The 22,324-nt window shown below is 31.2% G+C and carries 20 protein-coding genes; 1 reads left to right on the forward strand and 19 read right to left on the reverse strand.

Translation table 11 applies throughout. From position 1 onward, the window contains the following. Nucleotides 1-12 precede the first annotated feature (12 nt). The 12 genes from RH99_RS05245 to yunB form a co-directional block, all read right to left on the reverse strand. Nucleotides 13-1,968: a DNA gyrase/topoisomerase IV subunit B gene (locus tag RH99_RS05245; protein ID WP_010234942.1), complete on the reverse strand. Its 1,956-nt coding sequence runs from the start codon at nucleotides 1,966-1,968 to the stop codon at nucleotides 13-15. Nucleotides 1,969-2,223: 255 nt separating this feature from the next. Then, the gene (locus tag RH99_RS05250; RefSeq protein ID WP_010234944.1) at nucleotides 2,224-2,607 is read right to left on the reverse strand and encodes a hypothetical protein; all 384 of its coding nucleotides are present in this window, start codon (nucleotides 2,605-2,607) and stop codon (nucleotides 2,224-2,226) included. Between the two features lie 223 nt (nucleotides 2,608-2,830). Continuing rightward, complete coding sequence (gene ptsG, locus RH99_RS05255) at nucleotides 2,831-4,861, reverse strand: glucose-specific PTS transporter subunit IIBC (RefSeq protein ID WP_010234947.1); 2,031 nt, start codon at nucleotides 4,859-4,861, stop codon at nucleotides 2,831-2,833. A gap of 549 nt (nucleotides 4,862-5,410) precedes the next feature. Beyond that, nucleotides 5,411-5,977 carry a pyridoxal 5'-phosphate synthase glutaminase subunit PdxT gene (gene pdxT, locus RH99_RS05260; protein ID WP_010234949.1) on the reverse strand — a complete coding sequence of 189 codons (567 nt, stop codon included), beginning with the start codon at nucleotides 5,975-5,977 and terminating at the stop codon, nucleotides 5,411-5,413. A gap of 1 nt (nucleotide 5,978) precedes the next feature. After that, nucleotides 5,979-6,848, reverse strand: a complete 870-nt coding sequence (gene pdxS, locus RH99_RS05265) for a pyridoxal 5'-phosphate synthase lyase subunit PdxS (protein WP_010234951.1) — start codon at nucleotides 6,846-6,848, stop codon at nucleotides 5,979-5,981. Between the two features lie 391 nt (nucleotides 6,849-7,239). Next, complete coding sequence (locus tag RH99_RS05270; RefSeq protein WP_010234952.1) at nucleotides 7,240-7,977, reverse strand: YebC/PmpR family DNA-binding transcriptional regulator; 738 nt, start codon at nucleotides 7,975-7,977, stop codon at nucleotides 7,240-7,242. A gap of 115 nt (nucleotides 7,978-8,092) precedes the next feature. Then, the gene (locus tag RH99_RS05275; RefSeq protein ID WP_010234954.1) at nucleotides 8,093-8,737 is read right to left on the reverse strand and encodes a YigZ family protein; all 645 of its coding nucleotides are present in this window, start codon (nucleotides 8,735-8,737) and stop codon (nucleotides 8,093-8,095) included. A 19-nt stretch (nucleotides 8,738-8,756) separates the two neighbouring features. Beyond that, nucleotides 8,757-9,416, reverse strand: a complete 660-nt coding sequence (locus RH99_RS05280; protein ID WP_010234957.1) for a HEAT repeat domain-containing protein — start codon at nucleotides 9,414-9,416, stop codon at nucleotides 8,757-8,759. A gap of 81 nt (nucleotides 9,417-9,497) precedes the next feature. Further along, nucleotides 9,498-10,916, reverse strand: coding sequence for a MocR-like pyridoxine biosynthesis transcription factor PdxR (gene pdxR / locus RH99_RS05285; RefSeq protein ID WP_010234958.1), 1,419 nt, complete (start codon nucleotides 10,914-10,916; stop codon nucleotides 9,498-9,500). A gap of 18 nt (nucleotides 10,917-10,934) precedes the next feature. Beyond that, nucleotides 10,935-11,825: a nucleotidyltransferase domain-containing protein gene (locus RH99_RS05290; protein ID WP_010234959.1), complete on the reverse strand. Its 891-nt coding sequence runs from the start codon at nucleotides 11,823-11,825 to the stop codon at nucleotides 10,935-10,937. Between the two features lie 254 nt (nucleotides 11,826-12,079). Then, nucleotides 12,080-13,864 carry a GTPase HflX gene (hflX, locus tag RH99_RS05295; protein ID WP_010234960.1) on the reverse strand — a complete coding sequence of 595 codons (1,785 nt, stop codon included), beginning with the start codon at nucleotides 13,862-13,864 and terminating at the stop codon, nucleotides 12,080-12,082. 368 nt (nucleotides 13,865-14,232) lie between these two features. Further along, nucleotides 14,233-14,898 carry a sporulation protein YunB gene (gene yunB / locus RH99_RS05300; RefSeq protein WP_010234961.1) on the reverse strand — a complete coding sequence of 222 codons (666 nt, stop codon included), beginning with the start codon at nucleotides 14,896-14,898 and terminating at the stop codon, nucleotides 14,233-14,235. A 413-nt stretch (nucleotides 14,899-15,311) separates the two neighbouring features. Here yunB and RH99_RS05305 point away from each other — a divergent pair, with 413 nt between their 5' ends. After that, entirely contained in the window at nucleotides 15,312-17,825 is a 2,514-nt protein-coding gene (locus tag RH99_RS05305) for a transglycosylase domain-containing protein (RefSeq protein ID WP_010234962.1), read from the forward strand. Between the two features lie 20 nt (nucleotides 17,826-17,845). Here the strand turns inward: RH99_RS05305 and spoVAEA are convergent, their stop codons facing one another. From spoVAEA to spoIIAA, 7 genes are all read right to left on the reverse strand, one after another. Then, nucleotides 17,846-18,418, reverse strand: a complete 573-nt coding sequence (gene spoVAEA, locus RH99_RS05310; RefSeq protein WP_035776522.1) for a stage V sporulation protein SpoVABEA — start codon at nucleotides 18,416-18,418, stop codon at nucleotides 17,846-17,848. Then, nucleotides 18,415-18,771 carry a stage V sporulation protein AE gene (gene spoVAE / locus RH99_RS05315; RefSeq protein WP_010234964.1) on the reverse strand — a complete coding sequence of 119 codons (357 nt, stop codon included), beginning with the start codon at nucleotides 18,769-18,771 and terminating at the stop codon, nucleotides 18,415-18,417. Before spoVAE ends, spoVAEA begins: the two co-directional genes overlap by 4 nt. A gap of 11 nt (nucleotides 18,772-18,782) precedes the next feature. Further along, nucleotides 18,783-19,793, reverse strand: a complete 1,011-nt coding sequence (gene spoVAD, locus RH99_RS05320) for a stage V sporulation protein AD (RefSeq protein WP_010234965.1) — start codon at nucleotides 19,791-19,793, stop codon at nucleotides 18,783-18,785. 9 nt (nucleotides 19,794-19,802) lie between these two features. Continuing rightward, a complete protein-coding gene (spoVAC, locus tag RH99_RS05325; RefSeq protein ID WP_010234969.1) occupies nucleotides 19,803-20,252 on the reverse strand; it encodes a stage V sporulation protein AC in 450 nt (149 codons plus the stop codon). Between the two features lie 96 nt (nucleotides 20,253-20,348). Continuing rightward, nucleotides 20,349-21,104: an RNA polymerase sporulation sigma factor SigF gene (sigF, locus tag RH99_RS05330; protein ID WP_010234972.1), complete on the reverse strand. Its 756-nt coding sequence runs from the start codon at nucleotides 21,102-21,104 to the stop codon at nucleotides 20,349-20,351. A gap of 58 nt (nucleotides 21,105-21,162) precedes the next feature. Continuing rightward, complete coding sequence (gene spoIIAB / locus RH99_RS05335; RefSeq protein WP_010234975.1) at nucleotides 21,163-21,591, reverse strand: anti-sigma F factor; 429 nt, start codon at nucleotides 21,589-21,591, stop codon at nucleotides 21,163-21,165. Between the two features lie 71 nt (nucleotides 21,592-21,662). Beyond that, nucleotides 21,663-21,998, reverse strand: coding sequence for an anti-sigma F factor antagonist (gene spoIIAA, locus RH99_RS05340; protein WP_010234977.1), 336 nt, complete (start codon nucleotides 21,996-21,998; stop codon nucleotides 21,663-21,665). Between the last annotated feature and the right edge of the window lie 326 nt (nucleotides 21,999-22,324).

Consider the following 22,324-nt stretch of genomic DNA (forward strand, 5'->3'; position numbering starts at 1 on the left):
TTGTAACCTCCATTAGAATTCTGCGTATTTATACATATAATTTTTTCTAGGTTCCACTATATCTCCCATTAAAAGCGATACCATTTTTTCTGCTTTTGAAGCATCTGCGATAGTAACTCTTTGAAGTGTTCTAGTGGTTGGATTTAATGTAGTTTCCCAAAGCTGATCAGGATTCATTTCCCCAAGCCCTTTATACCTCTGTATTAAGGCACCTCTTCCTACCTGTTTTTTTGCTTCTGCTAAATCATCGTCAGAGTAAGCATACTTTACAACTTCTCCATTTTTATTCTGCTTATACACTTTATAAAGTGGTGGCAAAGCAATGTATAGATGACCATTTGCAATAAGAGGTCTCATGTATCTATAAAGATATGTCATCCATAGAGTTCTTATATGGTATCCATCCACATCTGCATCACTCATTATTATAATTTTATTATATTTAAGATAATCTTCCTTGTAATTATCTAATACTCCCGTTCCTACGGCAGCCGTAAAAATTTTAAGTTCCTCACTAGCAAGTACATTTTCTAGCTTTTGTTTTTCTGTATTCATAATCTTACCCTTAGAAGGCATGATTGTTTGAAATCTTCTATCTCTGGCCTGCTTTGCACTTCCACCGGCAGAATCTCCCTCAACTATTATAAATTCAGTTACAGAAGAATCTCGTAGAGTACAAACTGCTACCTTCCCGGCTAGAGGAGCTGCACCTTTTCCAATTTTCTTTTTTTCTGCTTCATTTATCTTTTTTATCTTTTCTCTTCTTGCAAAAGCTTGCATTGCATTATTTATAATTGATGCTGCCAACTCCTTGTTGTCTTCAATCCACTCTACAATCTTTGTATAGGCAAGGTCATTCATCATAGTATTTGCTTCACTATTTCCGAGCTTTGTCTTAGTTTGTCCCTCAAAAATTGGATTTGACAATTTTATTTTTATTATGGCTGTCATTCCTTCTCTTAAATCGTCCCCATCAAATTCCTTATCCTTTTCCTTTATGAGGTTTAACTTTTTAGCTCCTTCTTTAAAAGCTCTTGTCATTCCCGTTTTAAAACCAGTTTCATGTGTTCCTGCTTCTGTAGTAGGAATATTATTTACATAGCTCGCTATATATTCTGTAGTTGAATCCGTAAACTGCATGCATACTTCAGCTTGCATATATATTTTACTAATTTCCCTCTCTCCTTCAAAGATAATAGGATCTTTGTGAAGAGGGGTTTTACTTTCGTTTAAATAATCTATAAAATCTAGAAGTCCCCTTTCAGAATGATATACTTTACTAATAGGTTCTTCTTTTCTATTATCTATTAATTCAAGTGTTATGCCCTTGTTTTGAAAAGCCAATTCCTGAAGTCTTTCATCTATTACCTCAAATTTGAAATCTGTAGAGGTAAATATTCTTTTATCAGGTTTAAATGTTACTGTGGTTCCCGTTTCCTTAGTATTTCCAGACATCTTAAGCTTTGTTACTGGTGTACCTGGCATATATTTATCAAGAGATTTATCAAAGGCATATTCAAATCTTTGTTTATATATATGACCATTTTGACTAACTTTAACTTCAAGCCATTCTGAAAGAGCATTGACTACTGCTGCACCAACACCATGAAGTCCACCGGAAGTCTTGTAGTTCTTATTATCAAATTTACCTCCAGTATGAAGTTCTGTATACACCATTTCTACCCCTGATTTTTTCTTGATAGGATGAATACCTGTAGGTATTCCTCTTCCATTATCAGAAATAGTTAAACTTTTATCTGAATTTAATATTATACTGGCCTTATTTCCGAAACCATTTGATATCTCATCTATAGCATTATCAAGTATTTCCCAAATACAGTGGTGAAGTCCCTTAGTTCCAGTAGAACCTATATACATACCTGGTCTTATTCTTACTGGTTCTAGTTTTTCAAGAGACGTAAGGGATAATACATCATAATCTTGTTTTTCATTATTATCTAAAGTCATAAAAATTTCCTCCATTTTAGCAGATGTTGATTATATACTAACCTTATGAATCTTAGGTACATTTAAATAAATAACTAATCAGTGTGCTAGTCTATTTTAATAATTTTATCTTCTAAGGTAAAGTATTTCTTTACTAATAGTAAAAAAACCGAATACTTTCGGTTTTCTTACTTTTTATATTAAGGCATCTTCAAATAAATAACTAGTCAGTATACTAGTATATTTGACTTGTTATTTATTTTCATATGCCTAAATTTAAATTGATTTTTTATTAGCAGAAGGTAATATTGCACAAATTAACTTTATAATATGTTTAATAGTTTTGTCATTAATACTACTTTTTAAATCTAAATTACCAATTAATTCTTTTGCAATTACCAGTGCCTTTTCTTCTTTTATATTATTATAGTCTGTTTTAAAATTTTCTTCAACAAAAATTACAGCTTCACCTATAGCTCTAAGGATCTTTTTTATATTTTCTTCTGTAGCTTCATCCCCTTGTAGTGTTAAGAGAGTATAGGTTATACCATAATAGTCTTCTTTGACTTTAGCATCCTTTTCTTTTAATAGATATACAAAATATGAAATTCCTAGAACTATAGCTACTAGTAATATATATTGCACTATTATTTCTAACAAAGGAATCACCCCTTAAACAATTACATACATCTAATACTTATATATGCAACAGTTTTAGAACATGTACCTTTAATAGAATTATAAAGTATATTGCTAGGCATCTTCAAATATTAAAAATAATGCTCTCTAACCTTTTGTTAAAGAGCATTAGGCACATTCAAATAAATAACTAGTCAGTATGCTAGTCTATTTATTCTCATATGCCTTATTTTATACTATCTTATTACTTAATTGTTACTATACCTTTTTGTCCACGTTTAACTTCTGTACCCTCATTAATTACTACAGTTTTACCTTCTGGTAAATTTGTAAATACCACTGGTGTAATTATAGATGGAACCTTTGTCCTGACTTCATCTATGTTAACTTTTAAAATTGTTTGGCCTACTTTTACCTTTGCACCTTGTTCAACAAGTGCAGTAAAGCCTTCGCCTTTAAGATTAACAGTATCCATACCAAAATGTACTAAAAGTTCTAATCCATCCTCTGCAGTTATGCCTACAGCATGTTTAGTTGGGAATAAGGTAGTTACAGTTCCATTAACCGGTGAAACTAACTCACCATTTGATGGTTCAATGGCAAAACCGTCTCCCATCATCTTCTGAGAAAATACTTCATCTGGAACTTCTGTGATACTTACTATTTTCCCATCTAGTGGTGAAACTATACTAGATGCATCACTTAAATCTACGTTTTGTTTCTTAAGTGTTTCTTCTTTTTCCATAGGAACAGGAGTTTTTCCACTAATGATATCTTTTATTTGACCTTTAAGATGATCGGATTTAGGTCCAAATATTGCCTGAATGTTATTACCGACTTCCATAACTCCTGCTGCACCTAATTTTTTAAGCTGATCCTTATTAACATTTTTACTATCTTTAACAATTACACGTAAACGAGTTATACAGGCATCTAAATTATCCAGATTTTCTTTTCCACCAAGGGCCTTTAATACTCCGTAAGCAAGTTCATCACCTGTAACAGTAACTCCACCAACTGAATCCTCTGTATCATCTTCACGGCCTGGAGTTTTAAGATTAAAGATTCTGATTGCAAGTCTAAATCCAAAATAGTAGATTGCTGCAAATACTAATCCTACAGGTATTACTAACCACCAAGCTGTTCTATTAGGTATTACTCCGAATAGTAAATAGTCAATAACACCACCAGAGAAAGTCATACCTATCTTAACCTTTAGAATTTCCATTGTCATAAAGGAGAGTCCAGCAAATACACAGTGAATACCAAATAACACTGGAGCAACAAACAAGAAAGAAAATTCAAGTGGTTCTGTTATACCAGTTAAAAATGATGTTAGTGCTGCTGAAGCCATTATACCACCAACAAGTGCTTTCTTTTCTGGTTTTGCTTCATGATAAATAGCTAATGCTGCTGCTGGCAACCCGAACATCATAAATGGGAATTTACCAGTAGTAAAAGTACCAGCTGTAAATGGAACACCATCTTTTAATTGGGCAAAGAATATTTTCTGATCCCCATTAACTAATTGTCCTGCTTTATTTACATATTCACCAAATTGATACCAAAATGGATTGTACCATATATGATGAAGTCCAAAAGGTACTAGTGCTCTTTCAATTACACCAAATAAAAATGCTGCTATAGTAGGATTTGCATCTATCATATTATGTGAAAATGCATTCAATCCTCTTCCGATTGGAGGCCAAATAAGAGTAAGTGCAAGACCTGCAACAATAGCGGCTACTGCTGTAACTATGGGAACAAATCTTTTTCCTGCAAAGAAACCTAAGTATGAAGGCAATTCTATTTTAAAGAACTTTTTATATGCCTGTGCAGCAATAATACCTATTATAATACCACCAAACACACCCATTTGCAGTGTTGGAACACCTAAAGCTGATGCATATTGAGGATGAGCGGCATCAATCATATTTGGTGTAATTCCTACTACTACTCCAATAGTTTTATTCATTATTAAGAAACCAACTATGGCTGCAAGTCCTGCAACACCATCACCATCAGCAAGTCCTACCGCAACACCCACTGCAAACAATATGGCAAGGTTATCAAAAATTATCCCTCCTGCCTGACTCATTACTATAGCAAGACTCTGAAACCAAGCTACATTTAGTATTGGCACAGCATTTAAAAACTGTTTTTCTTGAAACATAGTACCGAAGGCAAGTAACAATCCTGCTGCTGGCAAAATTGCAACTGGAAGCATTAAAGCTTTACCAATTTGTTGTAAAACACCAAAAAATTTTTTAAACATAATTTTTCCCTCCTAATTTTAATTATTACTAAAATACAAAAGGCATGAGCAAGGCAATCTAAAAACTAACATTTATTTGCAATATCACGAAATTTCAAATTTATATTTTTACATACAAATTAAAAATAATAATAGCTTTTTAAAATAAAACGCTATTGCAAATAAATATTAAATTATAAGATTTACCATTGCTCATGCCTGATCGAATCAGTAACACGCAATAATATTTAATTTAATCACAACTTAGGATTAATATATTAATCCATAACTTGATTACGTTTTCATAATATCATATTGTTAAATAAATTGCAATATATTTTAAAATTTTTATTAACATAAAAATCTTGGAAAAACCATTTAAACTAATATAACACTATCAAATTTAAACCTATGTAAATTTAGTATAGTGTTATATTATAATTATAAATACCTATTTATAAATTTCATATGTAAATTACCTTTTAGGACTTACTCTTAAGGCATATTCAAATAAATAACTAGTCAGTATGCTAGTCTATTTTCATATGCCTAAAATTAATTTTCTTACATCTATTTACACATGGATAGGAAGTATCTATGAAAATCCAGATTATCTGTTAACTCAGGGTGAAAGGATGTTACAAGCATATTATTTTCTCTTGCTGCTACCACATTTCCATTCAAGTTAAATACACACTCTACATCTTCACCTAGTTTTGTAATAAATGGTGCTCTGATAAAAACTAAAGGTATTTTATCTTTTGAAACCTTCTCTACTAATACTTCAGTTTCAAAACTATCCTTTTGCCTTCCATAGGCATTTCTTCTTACGCTTATATCCATCACTTGAAGATATTTATCATTCCAATTCTCTATATTTTTTGCTAAAAGTATCATACCCGCGCAAGTACCCCAAACAGGTAACCCATTAAGTATTTTTTCTCTTAAAGGATCTAGTATTTTAGTATCCTTTAGAAGTTTACCAATAGTTGTACTCTCTCCTCCTGGAAGTATTATGCCGGCTAGTCCATTTAAATCTTCTTCTTTTTTTACTTCTACAGCTTCATGCTTAAGAGCCTGTATATGTGTTACATGCTCTTCAACTCCGCCCTGAAGTGATAATATGCCAATTTTCATATTACCAGCCTCTTTCTGCATATCTATCTTTAATTTCATTTAATTCAAGACCATGCATGGCTTCTCCAAGTCCCTCTGATATTTCTGAAAGTACTTTAGGATCATTATAGTAGGTAGTTGCTAAAACAATAGCTTTTGCCATCTCTTCTGGATTTTCAGACTTAAATATTCCAGAACCAACAAACACTCCTTCTGCTCCTAATTGCATCATAAGTGCCGCATCCGCTGGTGTAGCAATTCCACCTGCTGCAAAATTAACTACTGGAAGTTTTCCATTTTCCCATACGTATTCTATAAGATCATAAGGTGCTGCAAAATCCTTTGCAATAGACATAAGTTCTTCCTTTGGTGCATTCTTTACTTTTCTAATATCGTCCACCATAGTTCTCATGTGTGTTACAGCCTCGACTACATTACCTGTTCCTGCTTCACCCTTTGTTCTTATCATAGCAGCACCTTCGCCAATTCTTCTTAAAGCTTCTCCTAAATTTCTGGCACCGCAAACATATGGAACATTGAAATCCCATTTATTAATATGATAAGCTTCATCAGCTGGAGTAAGTACTTCACTTTCATCAATGAAATCTATTGATAATTGCTGTAATATCTGAGCTTCCACAAAATGTCCTATTCTAACCTTTGCCATTACTGGTATGGATACTGCTTCCTGTATTCCCTTTATCATCTTTGGATCGGACATTCTAGCTACTCCACCTTCTTTTCTTATATCAGAAGGTACTCTCTCTAAAGCCATAACAGCACATGCACCTGCTTTTTCTGCTATTACTGCCTGCTCTGGATTCACAACATCCATTATTACTCCACCCTTTAGCATTTGAGCTAAATTTTTATTTATTTCATATTTACCCATATTAAAATCCCCCTAATTAGATACAAAGATACCGTCTAGAGATTTAGGCCCAAATCTATATAATAAAATCTTTGTTTTTTATTATTAATTACAATAACCATTATAAGTGCAATTAATATATTTACAAAATGTATGGGTACATTTAAGGCATATTTAAATAAATAGTAAGTCAAAGATGCGACGAATATTTTGAATTGAGCAAGGAAGTAGGTTCCAAGGATAGTGGGCTATCTGAGGGTTCTGCTGACGCAGTAGGATTCAAAATAGGCTAGCATACTGACTAGTTATTTATTTGAATATGCCTTATATGATTTTCTAAAATATTATAATAAAAAATAACACCTCTATATTAGATTTTTTACATCTATATAGAAGTGTTATTTAATAGTCTCTATCCCTCAAATTCTTCTGGGAACTCAGCATTTGAATACACATCTTGAACGTCATCGTCATCTTCAAGTTTATCTATAATATCTTGAACCTTTTCAGCATCTTCCATGTTTAATTCTGTTAATGTGTCTGGAATCATAGTAAGTTCAGCAGACATAAACTCATAACCTGATTCTTCAAGTGCCTCTCTCACAGAAGAAAAATCTTCCATAGCTGTTGTTATTTCAAAAATTTCTTCTTCAGCATTAAAGTCCTCTGCTCCAGCATCTAATGCTGCCATCATAACTTCATCTTCATCTAATCCATCTTTTTTCTCAATAATGATTTGTCCTTTTCTTTGGAACATAAATGATACACATCCATTTGCTCCTAAGTTTCCACCATTTCTATCAAAAATATATCTTATATTACTTGCACTTCTGTTCTTATTATCTGTTAAAACATCTACTATAATTGCAACTCCAGCTGGTCCATAGCCTTCATAAACTATTTCTTCATAGTTTACTCCTTCTAATTCCCCAGCTCCTTTTTTGATTGCTCTTGTTATTGTATCTTGAGGCATATTATTGGCCTTTGCTTTAGCTACAACATCTCTTAATTTTGCATTAGTATCTGGGTTAGAACCATCTTTAGCTGCAACAGCTATTTCTTTCCCTATCTTTGTAAATATCTTACCTCTTTGAGCATCTGCTTTACCTTTTTTAGCTTGAATATTATGCCACTTTGAATGTCCTGACATAAAAACCCTCCTAACATAACACTATATATGTATTTATACAAATCATTATAATATTTAATCAAATCTTTAATATTATAACACAAAAAATATTTTATGTTAAATTAAAAATACCTTTTTATTCTAAAAATAATCTACTTTTTATTTTAAAATAATAGGTCTCTTCACCTTCTGAAAACTCACAGCTTCCTGAAGTAGCCTCTGTAAAAGTATTTTTGGCATTGTCTATAACTTCATTTTCAAAATATATAGTTAATTTTACTCTGTCCGTATACTCAGTATTTTCTAAATACCACATTTTCTTTTCACACAAATACTGAATTTTTCCTAAAAAATCATAATTTACAGTGATAAAAAGAGGCTTGCCCTTAACTCTCAATACAATTTTCCCCTCTTTAATGGCAGAAGATGCTCCTTTTGAATATGCTCTTGCAAGTCCTCCTGTTCCAAGGAGTATTCCTCCAAAATATCTTGTAACTACAATTGCTACATCTGTTACTTCACTTTTCTTTATTACCTCAAGCATAGGAATTCCCGCTGTTCCCTGTGGTTCTCCATCATCACTGTACCTTTGTATATTCATTTTTTCTCCAATTACATAGGCGTATACATTATGTCTAGCATCTTTATATTTAGTTTTTATTTCCTGTACAAAGTCTTTTGCCTCTTCTTCATTATAAACTCTTTTAATATTACTTATAAAAGTTGACTTTTTTTCTTCAAACTGACAACTGGACTCATCTTTTATTGTATAATAACTCATTTAAAACATCTCCTAAAAGTCAATTCTGCCCTACAATATTAAAATATTCATCACACAATCTTTTTAAATAGTCTTTATCTGTAGATTGTTTTATATATTTTATCTTACTTACAGCAATTTTGCTATTCATTTTTATAAATGCTCTTATGGCATAAGAAATTACTTGTGGATTGATATCTTCTAGAGCTCTTAAAAGTGCACTTTCAAAAGTAGAATCGTTTATTTTTCCCATAGCTGAAATAGCCATTCTCCTAACATTTACATATTTATGTACAGATGCCTTTATGAGAATATCTTTACCCTGATTGTCTTTTAATTCTCCCAAAATCCAAATAGCGGTTTCTTTATCTTTTCCCTGCATTTCAACATATTTTTCTCTTATATAGGTAAGTAGTGAATCTTTATTTTCCTTATCTATATTAGAAATCAAGGATATTTTATCATATTTACCAGCTCTTGCAATACTAGATAAAAGTTCTTTTGGATTTCTACTCTTTGCTAAAAATCTATATTTTATTTTTCCATCAATAATATGTTTTTGTACTGTCTCCCTATCAATATTTCTTATCTTACTTATAACATCCATAGACTTACCTTCTAAAAATAAAAAATATGATATTTGCTCACTTGTGTAGTTATCAATATTTTCCCACTTAAAATTTATCAATCCGCTATACATTTCATCACTCTCTATTAGTTAATATAAGGCATCTTCAAATAAATAACTAGTCAGTATACTAGTCTATTTTCATATGTCTTATCATTTATATTCATATTTTCTAAGTATCTTATCTATAATCTCTATACCTTTTTTCATTTCATTTTCATCAGTCTGTGAATATCCTAATCTAAAAAATTTTAGTCCATCATCTTTATTTCTATAAAATAGTACTCCTGGGGAGATAAGCACCTTATTTCTTTTGCATTCATAAAATAACTTATCTGAATTTATAGAAATATTTGAATTAATCTTTAAGTAAAAATTAAAACCTCCCCCTGGGCTTTCAAAACTTACCTTGTCCTTTAAAATATCATAAATACAACTTTCCATATAAACATATCTTTTTATATATATCTCTCTTAATTTGTTTATGTATTCTTTCCAATATCCTTTTATTATATATAAATCTAGAGCTCTTTGCATAAGACTCGATGTAGATATGTCAGTGTTTACTTTTGAGCTTTCTATTTGTTCTCTAATCTCCCTTGGAGATATGAGATATCCTAGTCTTATACCTGGTAAAAATATTTTTGAAAAACTTTTTATATATATTACTCTATCATTTTTGTCTAAGCTTCTAAAACTTTCATACTTTATGTTTGTGTTATAAATAAGTTCAGAAAGATAATCATCTTCTACTATGTAAAAATCGTACTTTTTCGCTAGTTTAAGTATTTCCTTTTTCTTTTCTCTGCTATAAGTCATTCCAGTAGGATTTTGAAAATAACTCATAGTATAGAAACATTTAATCCTATTCTTTTTTAATACCTGTTTAAACTTTCCTAAGTTTATTCCATCATTTTCCATGTCTATTTCAAATATATTTGCTCCTCTCCATTTAAAAACGAAGAGTGCACCATTATAGGTTGGTTTCTCTACTATTACATTATCATTGACATTAATTATTGACTTAGATATAATATCTATTCCCTGTTGTGCTCCTGATACTATAAGCACATCTTCAATTTCCAAATTGCTATTCCAAAAGTACTTACTTATACTTTTTCTAAGTCCTTCAAAGCCTAAGGTTTCTTGATAAATCAGTGCATCAACACCGTCTCTGTCTATAACCTCATTAATAACTTCTTTAAAGTTACTTATTGGGAAAAAAACATTACAAGAGGTTTCCCCTGCAAAATCTATATATCCATTTGAAGTTTCTCCTCTTATCTTTTTAAAAGTATCATTGTAGTCTTTTTTTAATCTCCTATTATCTTCTTTCTTCTTAGCATAAGTACCACTTCCCATTTTTTGAAGAGCATATCCTTCATCTTGAAGCTTTTTATAGGTATTTATTATAGTATCATTATTAACGGATAAAAAGGAAGCCAATTTTCTTATTGATGGTAATTTTTCTCCATCTTTTATTACTCCTTTATCTATTAACTTTTTTATATGTCTTGCAATCTGCATATATTTGGTTATTTCTTCGTTGAATACAGTTCTATATATTTCCAATATCAAATCACTCCAAAATTATATGTAATATACATTTTCATTTACAAGAGTCTTTCCATTTTCAGTTTTAAAGTTCCTATTATCTCTCTTTATTGTGTTTAGTTCATATAATTTATTTAATATATCTTCAAAATTTATATTATAATTTCTGAATAATTTATCTTTTCTCATATCCTCAGCGCTAAAAAAGCAATCCTTATTTCTCATATACTTTAATAGTAGAGAAGTAATATTCCTTATATTCTTATTTAATTCTTCTTCAATATAATCAACTATATTTTTTATCGATTCTTCCACATTATCCTTATTAAAAAAGAGCATATCTACATACTCTTTAAAATCATCATTCATGTTTAGTGCCATGTCCATAGCACTATTGCTTATCATATAGCCTGAATAGTTAACATAAAGTTTAGCAAATTCTTCAGCACATCTTATGGCAATACTATAACATATGTATATGGAATTATTACTTATGTGCTTTCTACAAATGCCTAAGGATTTTATAAGATTGCCACTATAAACAAGATCCCATATTCCTCTTTCCATATCAGGATAGTATCTACCATTATCATATTTACTTGTTATATCTAAATCCCTTGAAAAGACCAACCTAGATACTGATAAAACTCTATGCAAAAAATCACCTTTAGTATTTTCTCTATATATAAACTTCTCTCTATTTAGCAATTTAATATGTACTGAAATATGATCTTCTTCTACGTATATATTAGCCATATCATCTAACTTATCTTTTACTATAACAAGTAAATCTATATCAGATTCTTCCCATAAATCTCCTGAAACCATACTTCCAAATACCATAACAGCTAAAATATTTTCATTTTCTTTAAATTTCTCAACTATATCATTAAATACTTTTTGATATTGTATAATAGTCTTTATCATCTTTTCACCTTCTTTAAATGTTAGGCACATTCAAATAAATAACTAGTCAGTATGCTAGCCTATTTTCAATCCTACTGCGTCAACAGAACCCTCAGATAGCTCACTATCCTCAGAACCTGTTTCCTTGTAGACTTCAAAATATACGTCGCATCTTTGACTTACTATTTATTTTCATATGCCTTATTCATATTTAAATAAATGTCCAGTTAATATACTAGGTTATTATTTTTCATTTCTTTTCATATAACTAATAACTAAATTTCATATTTTACATATTTGTTATAAGTCTTATCATCTACTTCTGCAATTATCTTTGTTCCATTTTCTAAGAATTCTTCATTTTCAACCCTTGCATGTCTATGCAAATAAGCTACATCACTTTGTTCCACATAGGGTATAAGATATTCTACTTTTTTCAAGCTATTAGGTAATTCTTTACATATTTCTTGTAATAAAAGTTCTAAATTCATACCCTCTTTTGCTGATATCTCAACAATCTTATAGGTATTATACCTTTCCTTTATAAAATTAATCTTGCCTTCTTCTGCTTTATCTATTTTATTTAATATTAGCATAATAGGCTTGTCACTAGCATTTAGCTCCTGTAATACATTTTCAACTGCTTCAATTTGTTCAATAACATTTTCATTAGAAACATCTACTACATGTAAAAGTAAATCAGAATAAATCACTTCTTCTAAAGTTGATTTGAATGCCTCCACAAGGTCATGTGGAAGTTTTCTTACAAACCCTACTGTATCAGTAAGAGTTGCAATTCTACTATCCGGTAGTATTATAGCTCTCGTAGTTACATCCAAAGTTGCAAATAGCATATCTGCTTCAAATACACTTTCCTTTTTCACTGAATCCCTAGGCGCTGCCATAGTACAAAGCTTATTTCTCAAAGTTGATTTTCCTGCATTAGTATATCCTACAAGAGAAATTTTAGGTATATTTTCATTAGTTCTCTTTTCTCTTTGTACTTCTCTGTTCTTTCTTACCTTTTCAAGTTCTTTTGTAAGATCATAAACTCTTTCCCTTATATGTCTTTTATCAATTTCTAATTTCTTCTCCCCTGGTCCTTTAGTACCTATACCTCCGCCAGTTCTTGAAAGAACACTACCAAGTCCCATAAGTCTAGTAACTCTGTATTTTAATTGAGCAAGTTCAACTTGAATCTTAGCTTCCTTGCTCCTTGCTCTTTTAGCAAATATATCTAATATTAAAGTAGTTCTATCAATTACTTTTACCCCTAAAGCTTCTTCTAAATTTCTAACCTGAGAACCTGCAAGTTCATCATCAAAAATAATCAAGTTTGCAGACAATTCTTGCTTTATAAGGCCAATCTCCTCTACTTTTCCACTTCCTATATACAAAGCTGTATCAATTTTATCCTTTTTTTGCAGCACAGAATATAGACATTGTACATCACAAGCTCTAGCCAGTTCAGATAATTCTTCAAGACTTTCTTCATTCTCTATACCCACAAGAATTGCTCTTTCACTATTATCTTCTATAATGTTTTCACTTTTTATTGTGTCTTGTATGTATTTTAGTTTGTCTGTAAGATCAAAATCCATAGCATAATTTAGGCTCATCGGTCCAACTATTTCTGGTTTAAGTACATCATTGTATACAGTGCAAAATCCTAGTGTAATATCTGTAATATCGCCATCTCTTACTCCTATAGCTGCCATACAATCCAACTTTAATTTTATAAGAGCTGATATGTCTATCATTGATAATCTAGAATTGCCGCTTGGATGAGTATGAACTACTCTCACTCCCGCAAGCTTTCTCTCCTTTATATCAATTAAAGGTAATTCAACGGTGGAACTATCACCTACTACTACACTAATAACTTTTCCTCGTCTATCAATAGCTACACTTATTTCTCTATTTATAATTCCTGTAACATAGCTCATTATTTCAGCTATTTCTTCTGTTATAATATTATATTTAGGAATCTTAATTTCATATATTTCTTCTAGTCTTTGCAATAAAGAGTTCTTTACTCCTTGAACGTTGCCTAAAATCATATTTACCACCCTCATTTTCTACTTAGTCATAGTAAAGAAAAACTAGTCAGTATGCTACCTATTTTCATTTATTATTTCATTTATTATTTCTTTTCATCTTCCTTATATTATCTGCTATTACTTGACAATTTATTTATAATTTTATACTATAAGACCTTTATTGTAAATACAATAAGTTTTTCATACCTAAGGCACATTCAAATAAATAACTAGTCAGTATGCTAGTCTATTTTGAATCATACTACGTTAACAGAACCCTCTGATAGCACCACTATCATCAGAACCTGTTTCCTTGTATAATTCAAAATATACGTCGCATCTTTGACTTATTATTTATTTTCACATGCCTAAATAACATATATGCCACATTATTTTTGGGCAGGCAAATCAAATCCAGCTCTTTGTAAATCAAATTGCAGTGCAGTACTAGGTACCTTTCCCACAATAATAGTTTCAGCCAATGGTATTTGGCTTTTTACTTCTAATTTACTAATATTGGTTGGAAAAACCACTCTAACATTTGTCTTTACATTTATGTATATACTGTGTTTAGTTTGATTTATGCCCTCGCTTTGAAACTTAGATGAATATTCCGTATCAATGCTCCCAATTGGCTGAGCTCTTACTGTTACCTTAGGCCCTATATTAGATATTATATTATTTTTTAAAATATATCCAATAGGTATCTTTATATCCATACTCCCTGAACTTTTCAGATCTTCTTGGGCTTTTATAGCAACTTCGCAAGCAATTTGATTCATCTTTAATGTGTCCGCTCTAAGCATTATAATGTTTCCTTCAGAATCTTTTTGTACTTTTATAACCTGATCGTAGTTAAATTTATCACTATATTCCTCTAATATAGCTTTATTTAGTATCTCTATGGTTCTTTTCTTTATTTCTTCATCTGCTATACTTACAACAGTTGGACTTATCACACTATTTAATTTATATAGAAAAATATTGAATAAAACCAATACACCTATTAACACCATTAATATCTTTATCTTTGTTTTAGTATGTATTTTAACCACCCCTTAATCTTGTCCTTAGGCATATTCAAATAAATAACTAGTCAGTATGCTAGTCTATTTTGAATCCTACTACGTCAACAGAACCTTCTGATAGCACCACTATCATCAGAACCTATTTCCTTGTATAATTCAAAATAGACCTCGCATCTTTGACTTGTTATTTATTTTCACATGCCTTATATAAATATGTATGAAATTCTAGTGGAATAATTACATTTTTTGGTATATAATGATAAATAAAAAATATATATTTGTAAGATGAAATAAATAAATGTTTAAATCATAATAATTTATTTATTAATAAACTATTAAATATGATAAAACAATCAAAACTATAGCCACTGAGATTTTAATAATACTCAATATTATGCTATAATGTTAAAGCATTAGCTATGGTTTAAGGAGGATAATTTATGGCAAATAGTACAGGTAGTAGTGGTAATAAATCTACTACTAACAATAAAAAAAATTTAAAACAAAAAAAGAAAAAAAATCCGGTTGTAAAAGCATTTAAAATATTTTTTATAACTTTACTTTGTATAATAGTTATAGGCTCCGTTGCAGGTCTAGGTGTAGGTCTAGCTATGATAAAAACTGCTCCATCTTTAGACGTAAACGGCACAATATTAAATTTAGATCAGCCCTCTGTACTATATGATGACAAAAATGAAATTATGGATACAGTCATAACCACACAAAAAAGGACTGTAGTACATATGGATTCTATACCACAAAACTTGTCGCATGCTTTTATAAGTATAGAAGATGAAAGATTCTATCAACATAATGGAATCGATATAAAAAGAATTGCTGGTGCTATGCTTATTAATATAAAAAATAAAGTTCTAAAGGAAAACGGTGGTATTCAAGGAGCTTCTACCATAACTCAAGAGCTTATAAAACAGAGAATGTTTTTAACTGACTCGCTTCAAAATAGAATATCATGGAAAAGAAAGGTTCAAGAGGCTTATCTTGCCACTGAGCTTGAAAAGAATCTGACTAAAGATCAAATATTAGAAGCATATATGAACACAATATATCTGGGTGGTCAGGCAAATGGAGTTCAGGCAGCTTCAAAACAATACTTTAATAAAGATGTTAAGGATTTAAATCTTATTGAATGTGCCTTTATAGCAGGACTTCCACAAAGTCCATCAGCCTATTATCCGTTTTCATCCTATGCACAAAAGAATCCGTCTATTTATCTAAATAGGACAAAAACAGTACTGCAGAAAATGCATGATAATAATTATATAAGTGATGCTGATTATTCCAATGCCCTTACGGATTTAGATAATAATAAATTAGCTTTTAATCAGGGTTCAAACAGTAGCACTTATACTTATCAATGGTTTTCTTCTGCAGCAATGGAGCAGGTTAAAACTGATTTAAAAGCTCAATATAATTACACTGATGAGCAAGTTAATAATTTACTTAGTGATGGTGGCCTAAAAATATATACTACTATGGATAGGAATCTTGAAGATGCAACTAAAAAAGTTTTAGATAATGATTCATCCTATGGTTTTATATCTACAAAAGATAGGAGAGGTCTAGTAGAACCTCAAGCAGCAGCTAGCATAGTAGATTATCGTACTGGTGAAGTTAAAGCACTAATAGGCGGAAGAGGCACCCAGCCACCAGGCTCTTATAATAGAGCTTATGGTGCAAGTTTCCATCAAGCTGTTGGTTCTAGTATTAAACCACTTACAGTATATGCTCCTGCTATAGAAAACAAAGTTGTAACTGCTGGAACTGTTGTGGATGATAGTCCTCTATCTTCAAGTATATCAAGTAAATACAGTGGTTATCAGCCTCACAATGACGATAATTCATATGGCGGTCCTACAACTATAAGCGATGCTATTACACGTTCTGTTAATGTAGTTGCAGTAAAGGTAGAAAATGAATTAGGAGTAACTACCGGTGCCGCTTATGGTGAGAAATTTGGTTTAACATTAAATTCTGAGGATAAGAGACCCACAGCCATGGCGGCTATAGCCCTTGGCCAATTAAATTATGGTAGTAATTCTACTACTATGGCCTCTGCCTATGGTACCTTTGGTAACAGTGGACTTTATATTCCTCCTAGATTATATACAAAAGTGGTAGATAAAAATGGAAATAATATATTAGAAACTTCGGCTTCACCTAAAAAGATAATTTCACCACAAACTGCTTATATAATGTACGATTTACTAAAGGGACCTGTAGTAGGGCAAGGTGGAACAGCCCATGCTGCTAATTATGGAGATATGCCTGTAGCTGGTAAAACTGGTACTAGTACTAATAATAGAAATGTTTGGTTCTGTGGACTTACTCCTTATTACTCTGGTGCCGTTTGGATTGGAAATGATGATCAATCAGAATCTCCTGCACGTAGTTATACTTCTGCAAAGGTATGGGGACTAATTATGCAGGAAGCTACAAAAAACCTTCCTGTAAAAGATTTACAAAGGCCTGAGGGTATAACGGATTTAAATAATCAATTATTTTTAGATGGTACTGAGCCAACTATTGACTCTACTAATACAACTGAAAAAAATTCTCAGGATACATCAAAAGATGTAAATACTCCTGTGCCAGAGAATAAACAAAATCAAAATACTACTAATACTACTAACAGCACAAACACTACTGATCAATCAAAAGATAATAATACTAATAGCAATGGAGCAAATAATAACACTGAAACTATACCGGTTCAAAAACCTAATGGTTCTAATACTAAAGAGACTACTCCTACTTCTGGCAGCAATACTACCGGAAATGCTACTACTCCATCAAAAACTGATCAAGGTAAACAGAATACAAGTGACGATAAAACAAATAATTCAAATAATACTGATAATAAATCTAATAATACCAATACTAGTAGTAATTCAGGTAATGCTAGTAATAACAAAACAAATAGCAATGCAAAATAAAAGAACTAGAGCTTAGAATTCTAAGCTCTAGTTCTTTTATATTCTGATATTATCTTCTCTAATGCCTTTGTAATTATTGGCGATCCAGATTCTATACTATCCAAATCGTCCATTTTCCCTGGATCCCCTATTCCCACTGTAAATAGTTTAGAATAATCATCTATTGAATTAACGGTATCCCCTTTTAAAATTTTATTGTCTAATTTATTTCCATGTTTATCTACAGCAGAGCTAACTACATTTCCAAATTTGTCTATCGATAAATCTACTTTTGTTCCTCTTCCTCCAAAAGTATTAGATGCCACAGCAATTATACCCATCACTTCAACTTCCTTGCTATTAATAATATACTCCATAGCCCTTTCGCCTTTTCCCTTACCAGTGTTACCTCTATCATCTACCATTACAATTACAGGATCATACTTTGCTATATTTATTAATTGTATTATATCACTACCGCTTAAACTTGTAGGATTACCTGCTGACATGGAAATACATCTTCCATGAATGTTATCAGCAGCTGTTTCAACTGCCTTTCTTGCTATTCTATCACCATCTGTAACTATAATCACTCTCTTTCTTAAATTGTTCATTGTTTAGTTTTAGGGTTAAAGATCAATGCCATTACATATCCAAATACTATTGATGCAGCCACACCACCAGCAGATCCCCTTATTCCTCCAATAAACGCTCCTATAAGTCCCTTTGAATCCACTTCTTTCATAGTAGCCTTAGCAAGAACATATCCAAAGCCAGGCAAAGGAACCCTAGCACCCTCTCCTCCAATATCAACAATTACATCATAAATATTTAGAGCTCCAAGAATTACGCCTATAGTAACAAAGCTTACAAGTATTCTAGCTGGAGTAAGGGAGGTTTTATCCATAAGTATCTGACCTATTACGCACATTATTCCTCCAATAATAAACGCCCACAAATAATCCATAATCATAAATATCACACTCCAAATTCTATTGATACAGCATGAGCTATTCCCGGAATAGTTTCACCCTGTAAGCTTGAGGTAGTACTCATAAGTGCTCCGGTAGATAATATTAGTACCCTCTTTAGTTTTCCGCTTAACATATTCTTATATATGTACCCACAATCTACCACAGCAGAACAACCACAACCGCTTCCTCCAGCATTAGCAGCTTCATCTCCTCCATAGATTTTATCTCCGCAATCCATATATATATCCTTTATATCATATCCATAAACTTTAAGTAATTTTTCTGTTATTACTTTTCCATATTTACCCAAATCACCTGTGGCTATTAAATCATAGTCCTTTGGAGTTGTTCCAGTATCCTTAAAATGCTGCTTAATTGTATCTATAGCTGCTGGAGCCATAGCTGCTCCCATATTATTTGCATCTGTAATGCCATAATCCTTAACCTTACCTGTAGTAATATATCTTATATATGGAAAATTTCCTTCTTTACTAAGCAGCATTGCACCGGCTCCAGTTACAGTCCAATGTGCCGTAGGGTGTCTTTGACTTCCATATTCAAGAGGGTATCTAAATTGCCTCTCAGCTGCTGAAAAATGCGAAGACGTAGCAGCTATTGCATTATTAGCATAGCCTCCATCCATAAAAATAGCAGCAATGCTTAAAGACTCCGTCATTGTAGAACATGCTCCATACAATCCTATGAAAGGTATGTCTAAATCTCTTGCCGCAAAATTTGAAGAACTAATCTGATTTAATAAATCTCCTGCAAATAAATAATTTATATCCTGCTCTGTAAGACCTGCTTTTTTTATGCATTCTGTAATAGCACTATGCAGCATACTGCTTTCTGCTTTTTCATAACTTTTTTGGCCGTTTAAATCATCTTTTAATATTAAATCAAAATAATCTCTTAAAGGTCCTGCTCCTTCCTTTGGACCGACTACAGAATAGGTGGAAATTATTCTAGGTTTACTTTCAATTTTTATTGTCTGTTTTCCTATTCTTTTTCCCAAACCAATCACCTACTTTATAAAATAATATATTATACCAACTATTACCGAAGAAGTTATTCCATATACTAAAACTGGCCCTGCTATAGTAAACATCTTTGCACCTACTCCAAGAATATACCCTTCCTTTTTAAACTCAATAGCTGGAGAAACTATAGAGTTTGCGAATCCAGTAATGGGTACTACTGTTCCCGCTCCAGCAAAACTTGCCAATTTATCATAAATTCCAATTCCAGTTAACAGGGATCCTATAAATATCATGATAATAGTTACCCATATAAGAGTATCATCTGTTGGTATACCCATACTGATAAGAAAATTGTAAAAAAATTGACCTATATCACAAATAACTCCTCCTACAAGGAAAGCGCAAATACAATTTTTATATATCTTTGACTTAGGTGAACTTTCTTTCGTCACTCTATGAAATTTTTCTTTTATTTTATCCTCCTGTTTTGCCATGCCTTTTGCTCCCTTCATAAACCATCTTCAAAAATATTATTTGCATTTAATATATTTTTAAACATATAAATAAAAAAGATAGCATGATTTCTCATACTATCCACTAAGTTTTTCTTTCATTACTTTCAATACTTTCTTCTCTATTCGTGATACTTGTACCTGACTTATGCCAAGCATTTTAGCAACTTGTACTTGAGTTTTATCTTTAAAATACCTTAGCATGATAACCTGCCTTGATTTTTTATCTAGATTACTTAAAGCATCCTTTAAGGCTATTCTATCTACCACTTTAATATCTTCTTCAGCATTTTGACTAATCTTATCTATAAGCATAACAGGTGAACCATCATCTTGATGAATTACATCGTATAGATACTGTAGATTATTTGCAGACTCTGTAGCAAATAATATTTCTTCTACATTCATACCGGAAAATTTAGAAAGTTCTTCAATAGTAGGGTCTCTACTCAATTTTTTAGTAAGTGTTTCTTTATCGTAGTGAATTTTCCTAGCTGCATTCTTTATACTTCTACTAACCTTAATTATGCCATCATCTCTTAGAAATCGTTTAATTTCTCCCATTATCATAGGTACTGCATAAGTAGAAAACTTAACATTAAATTTTGAATCAAAATTATTGACTGCCTTAACGAGTCCTAGAGAACCTATTTGAAAGATATCATCGTATTCATACCCTCTGTTCAAAAACTTTTTACTGATAGCTGATACTAAGGGTAGATTGTTTTCTATAAGCTTATTTAATGCATTTTTATCTCCCTTTTGAGCCTCAGCAATAAGTTTTACATTTTCATTGTAATCATAACCTTCTTTTTTCATCTCATCTCTCACCATATCCCTTAAGCTAAAATCTGCTCTTTCCCTCCTCTCATTATAAAAAATTAAAATTTATCTATTCCACAGAATTGAATTTCTTTTTCATACGTATTCTAGTACCACTTTCATTAGATTCTACTTCAACATCGTCCATAAAAGTTTCCATTACAGTGAATCCCATACCAGACCTTTCAAGATCCGGCCTTGATGTATAAAGCGGTTCCCTAGCTTGTTCTATATTTTTAATGCCACAACCATGGTCAATAATTATTATAGTAATTTCATTTTTGTTTAACTCTGCTTTAATCTCAACTATTCCATCTCTACTATCCTCATATCCGTGTATTATTGCATTTGTAACAGCTTCAGAAACAGCCGTTTTCACATCTGTGATTTCCTCGATAGTAGGATCCAGCTGGGATGCAAATGCTGCTACTGCAACCCTTGCAAAGCTTTCATTTTGAGATTTACTCAAAAATTCTACTTTCATCATATTATCGCACATTAAAATCCCCCCGTATAAAATAATTACATTTTATATTTATATATTATTTCTATGTTAAAATACTTTAACTTCTAAATAACTTCAACTGCTTCTTGTACACTTTCGTACAATTTTATAATCTTAAACATTCCAGAAAGTTCAAATACTCTCCTTACGGATTCCTGAACACTTGCAATGCATATTTCTCCTTTTTTCATAGAAAGCTTTTTATATCTTCCTATAACTACGCCAATACCAGAGCTGTCCATAAAATTTACATTTGTAAAGTCTAATATAACCTTACTAGATCCATTTCTTGCAATTCTATCGTCAATTTTATTTCTTACTTCTTCTGCACTGTGATGATCAAGTTCTCCTGTTAACTTAACAATTAACTTGTCTTCATTTTTATAAAACTCTAGATACATTAAATCTCCCCCCACATCTTTATGCTAATTAGCTTTTAGTAAATATTAACCTATAAACTAATTCTATACTTTTCTTTATTTTCCTTCTTTTGTCATAAAATATTTTTATCATCTTTAATTCTTACCAATTTTTTTTATTTTATACAATATAGTAAATTATTTTTTTATTATATATGTTACAATGAATTACATTCATTATAAAATCTATAATTTGTTTAGAATTTATCCATTATCTATTATGGATTGAATATATAATTTTAACTTATATATTTTTCATGAAAATTTAATTATTGGCAATACTTATTAATATATTGATAATTAAGTAT

Source organism: Clostridium arbusti SL206 (assembly GCF_000246895.1).
Taxonomy (GTDB): Bacteria; Bacillota; Clostridia; order Clostridiales; family Clostridiaceae; genus Clostridium_I; species Clostridium_I arbusti.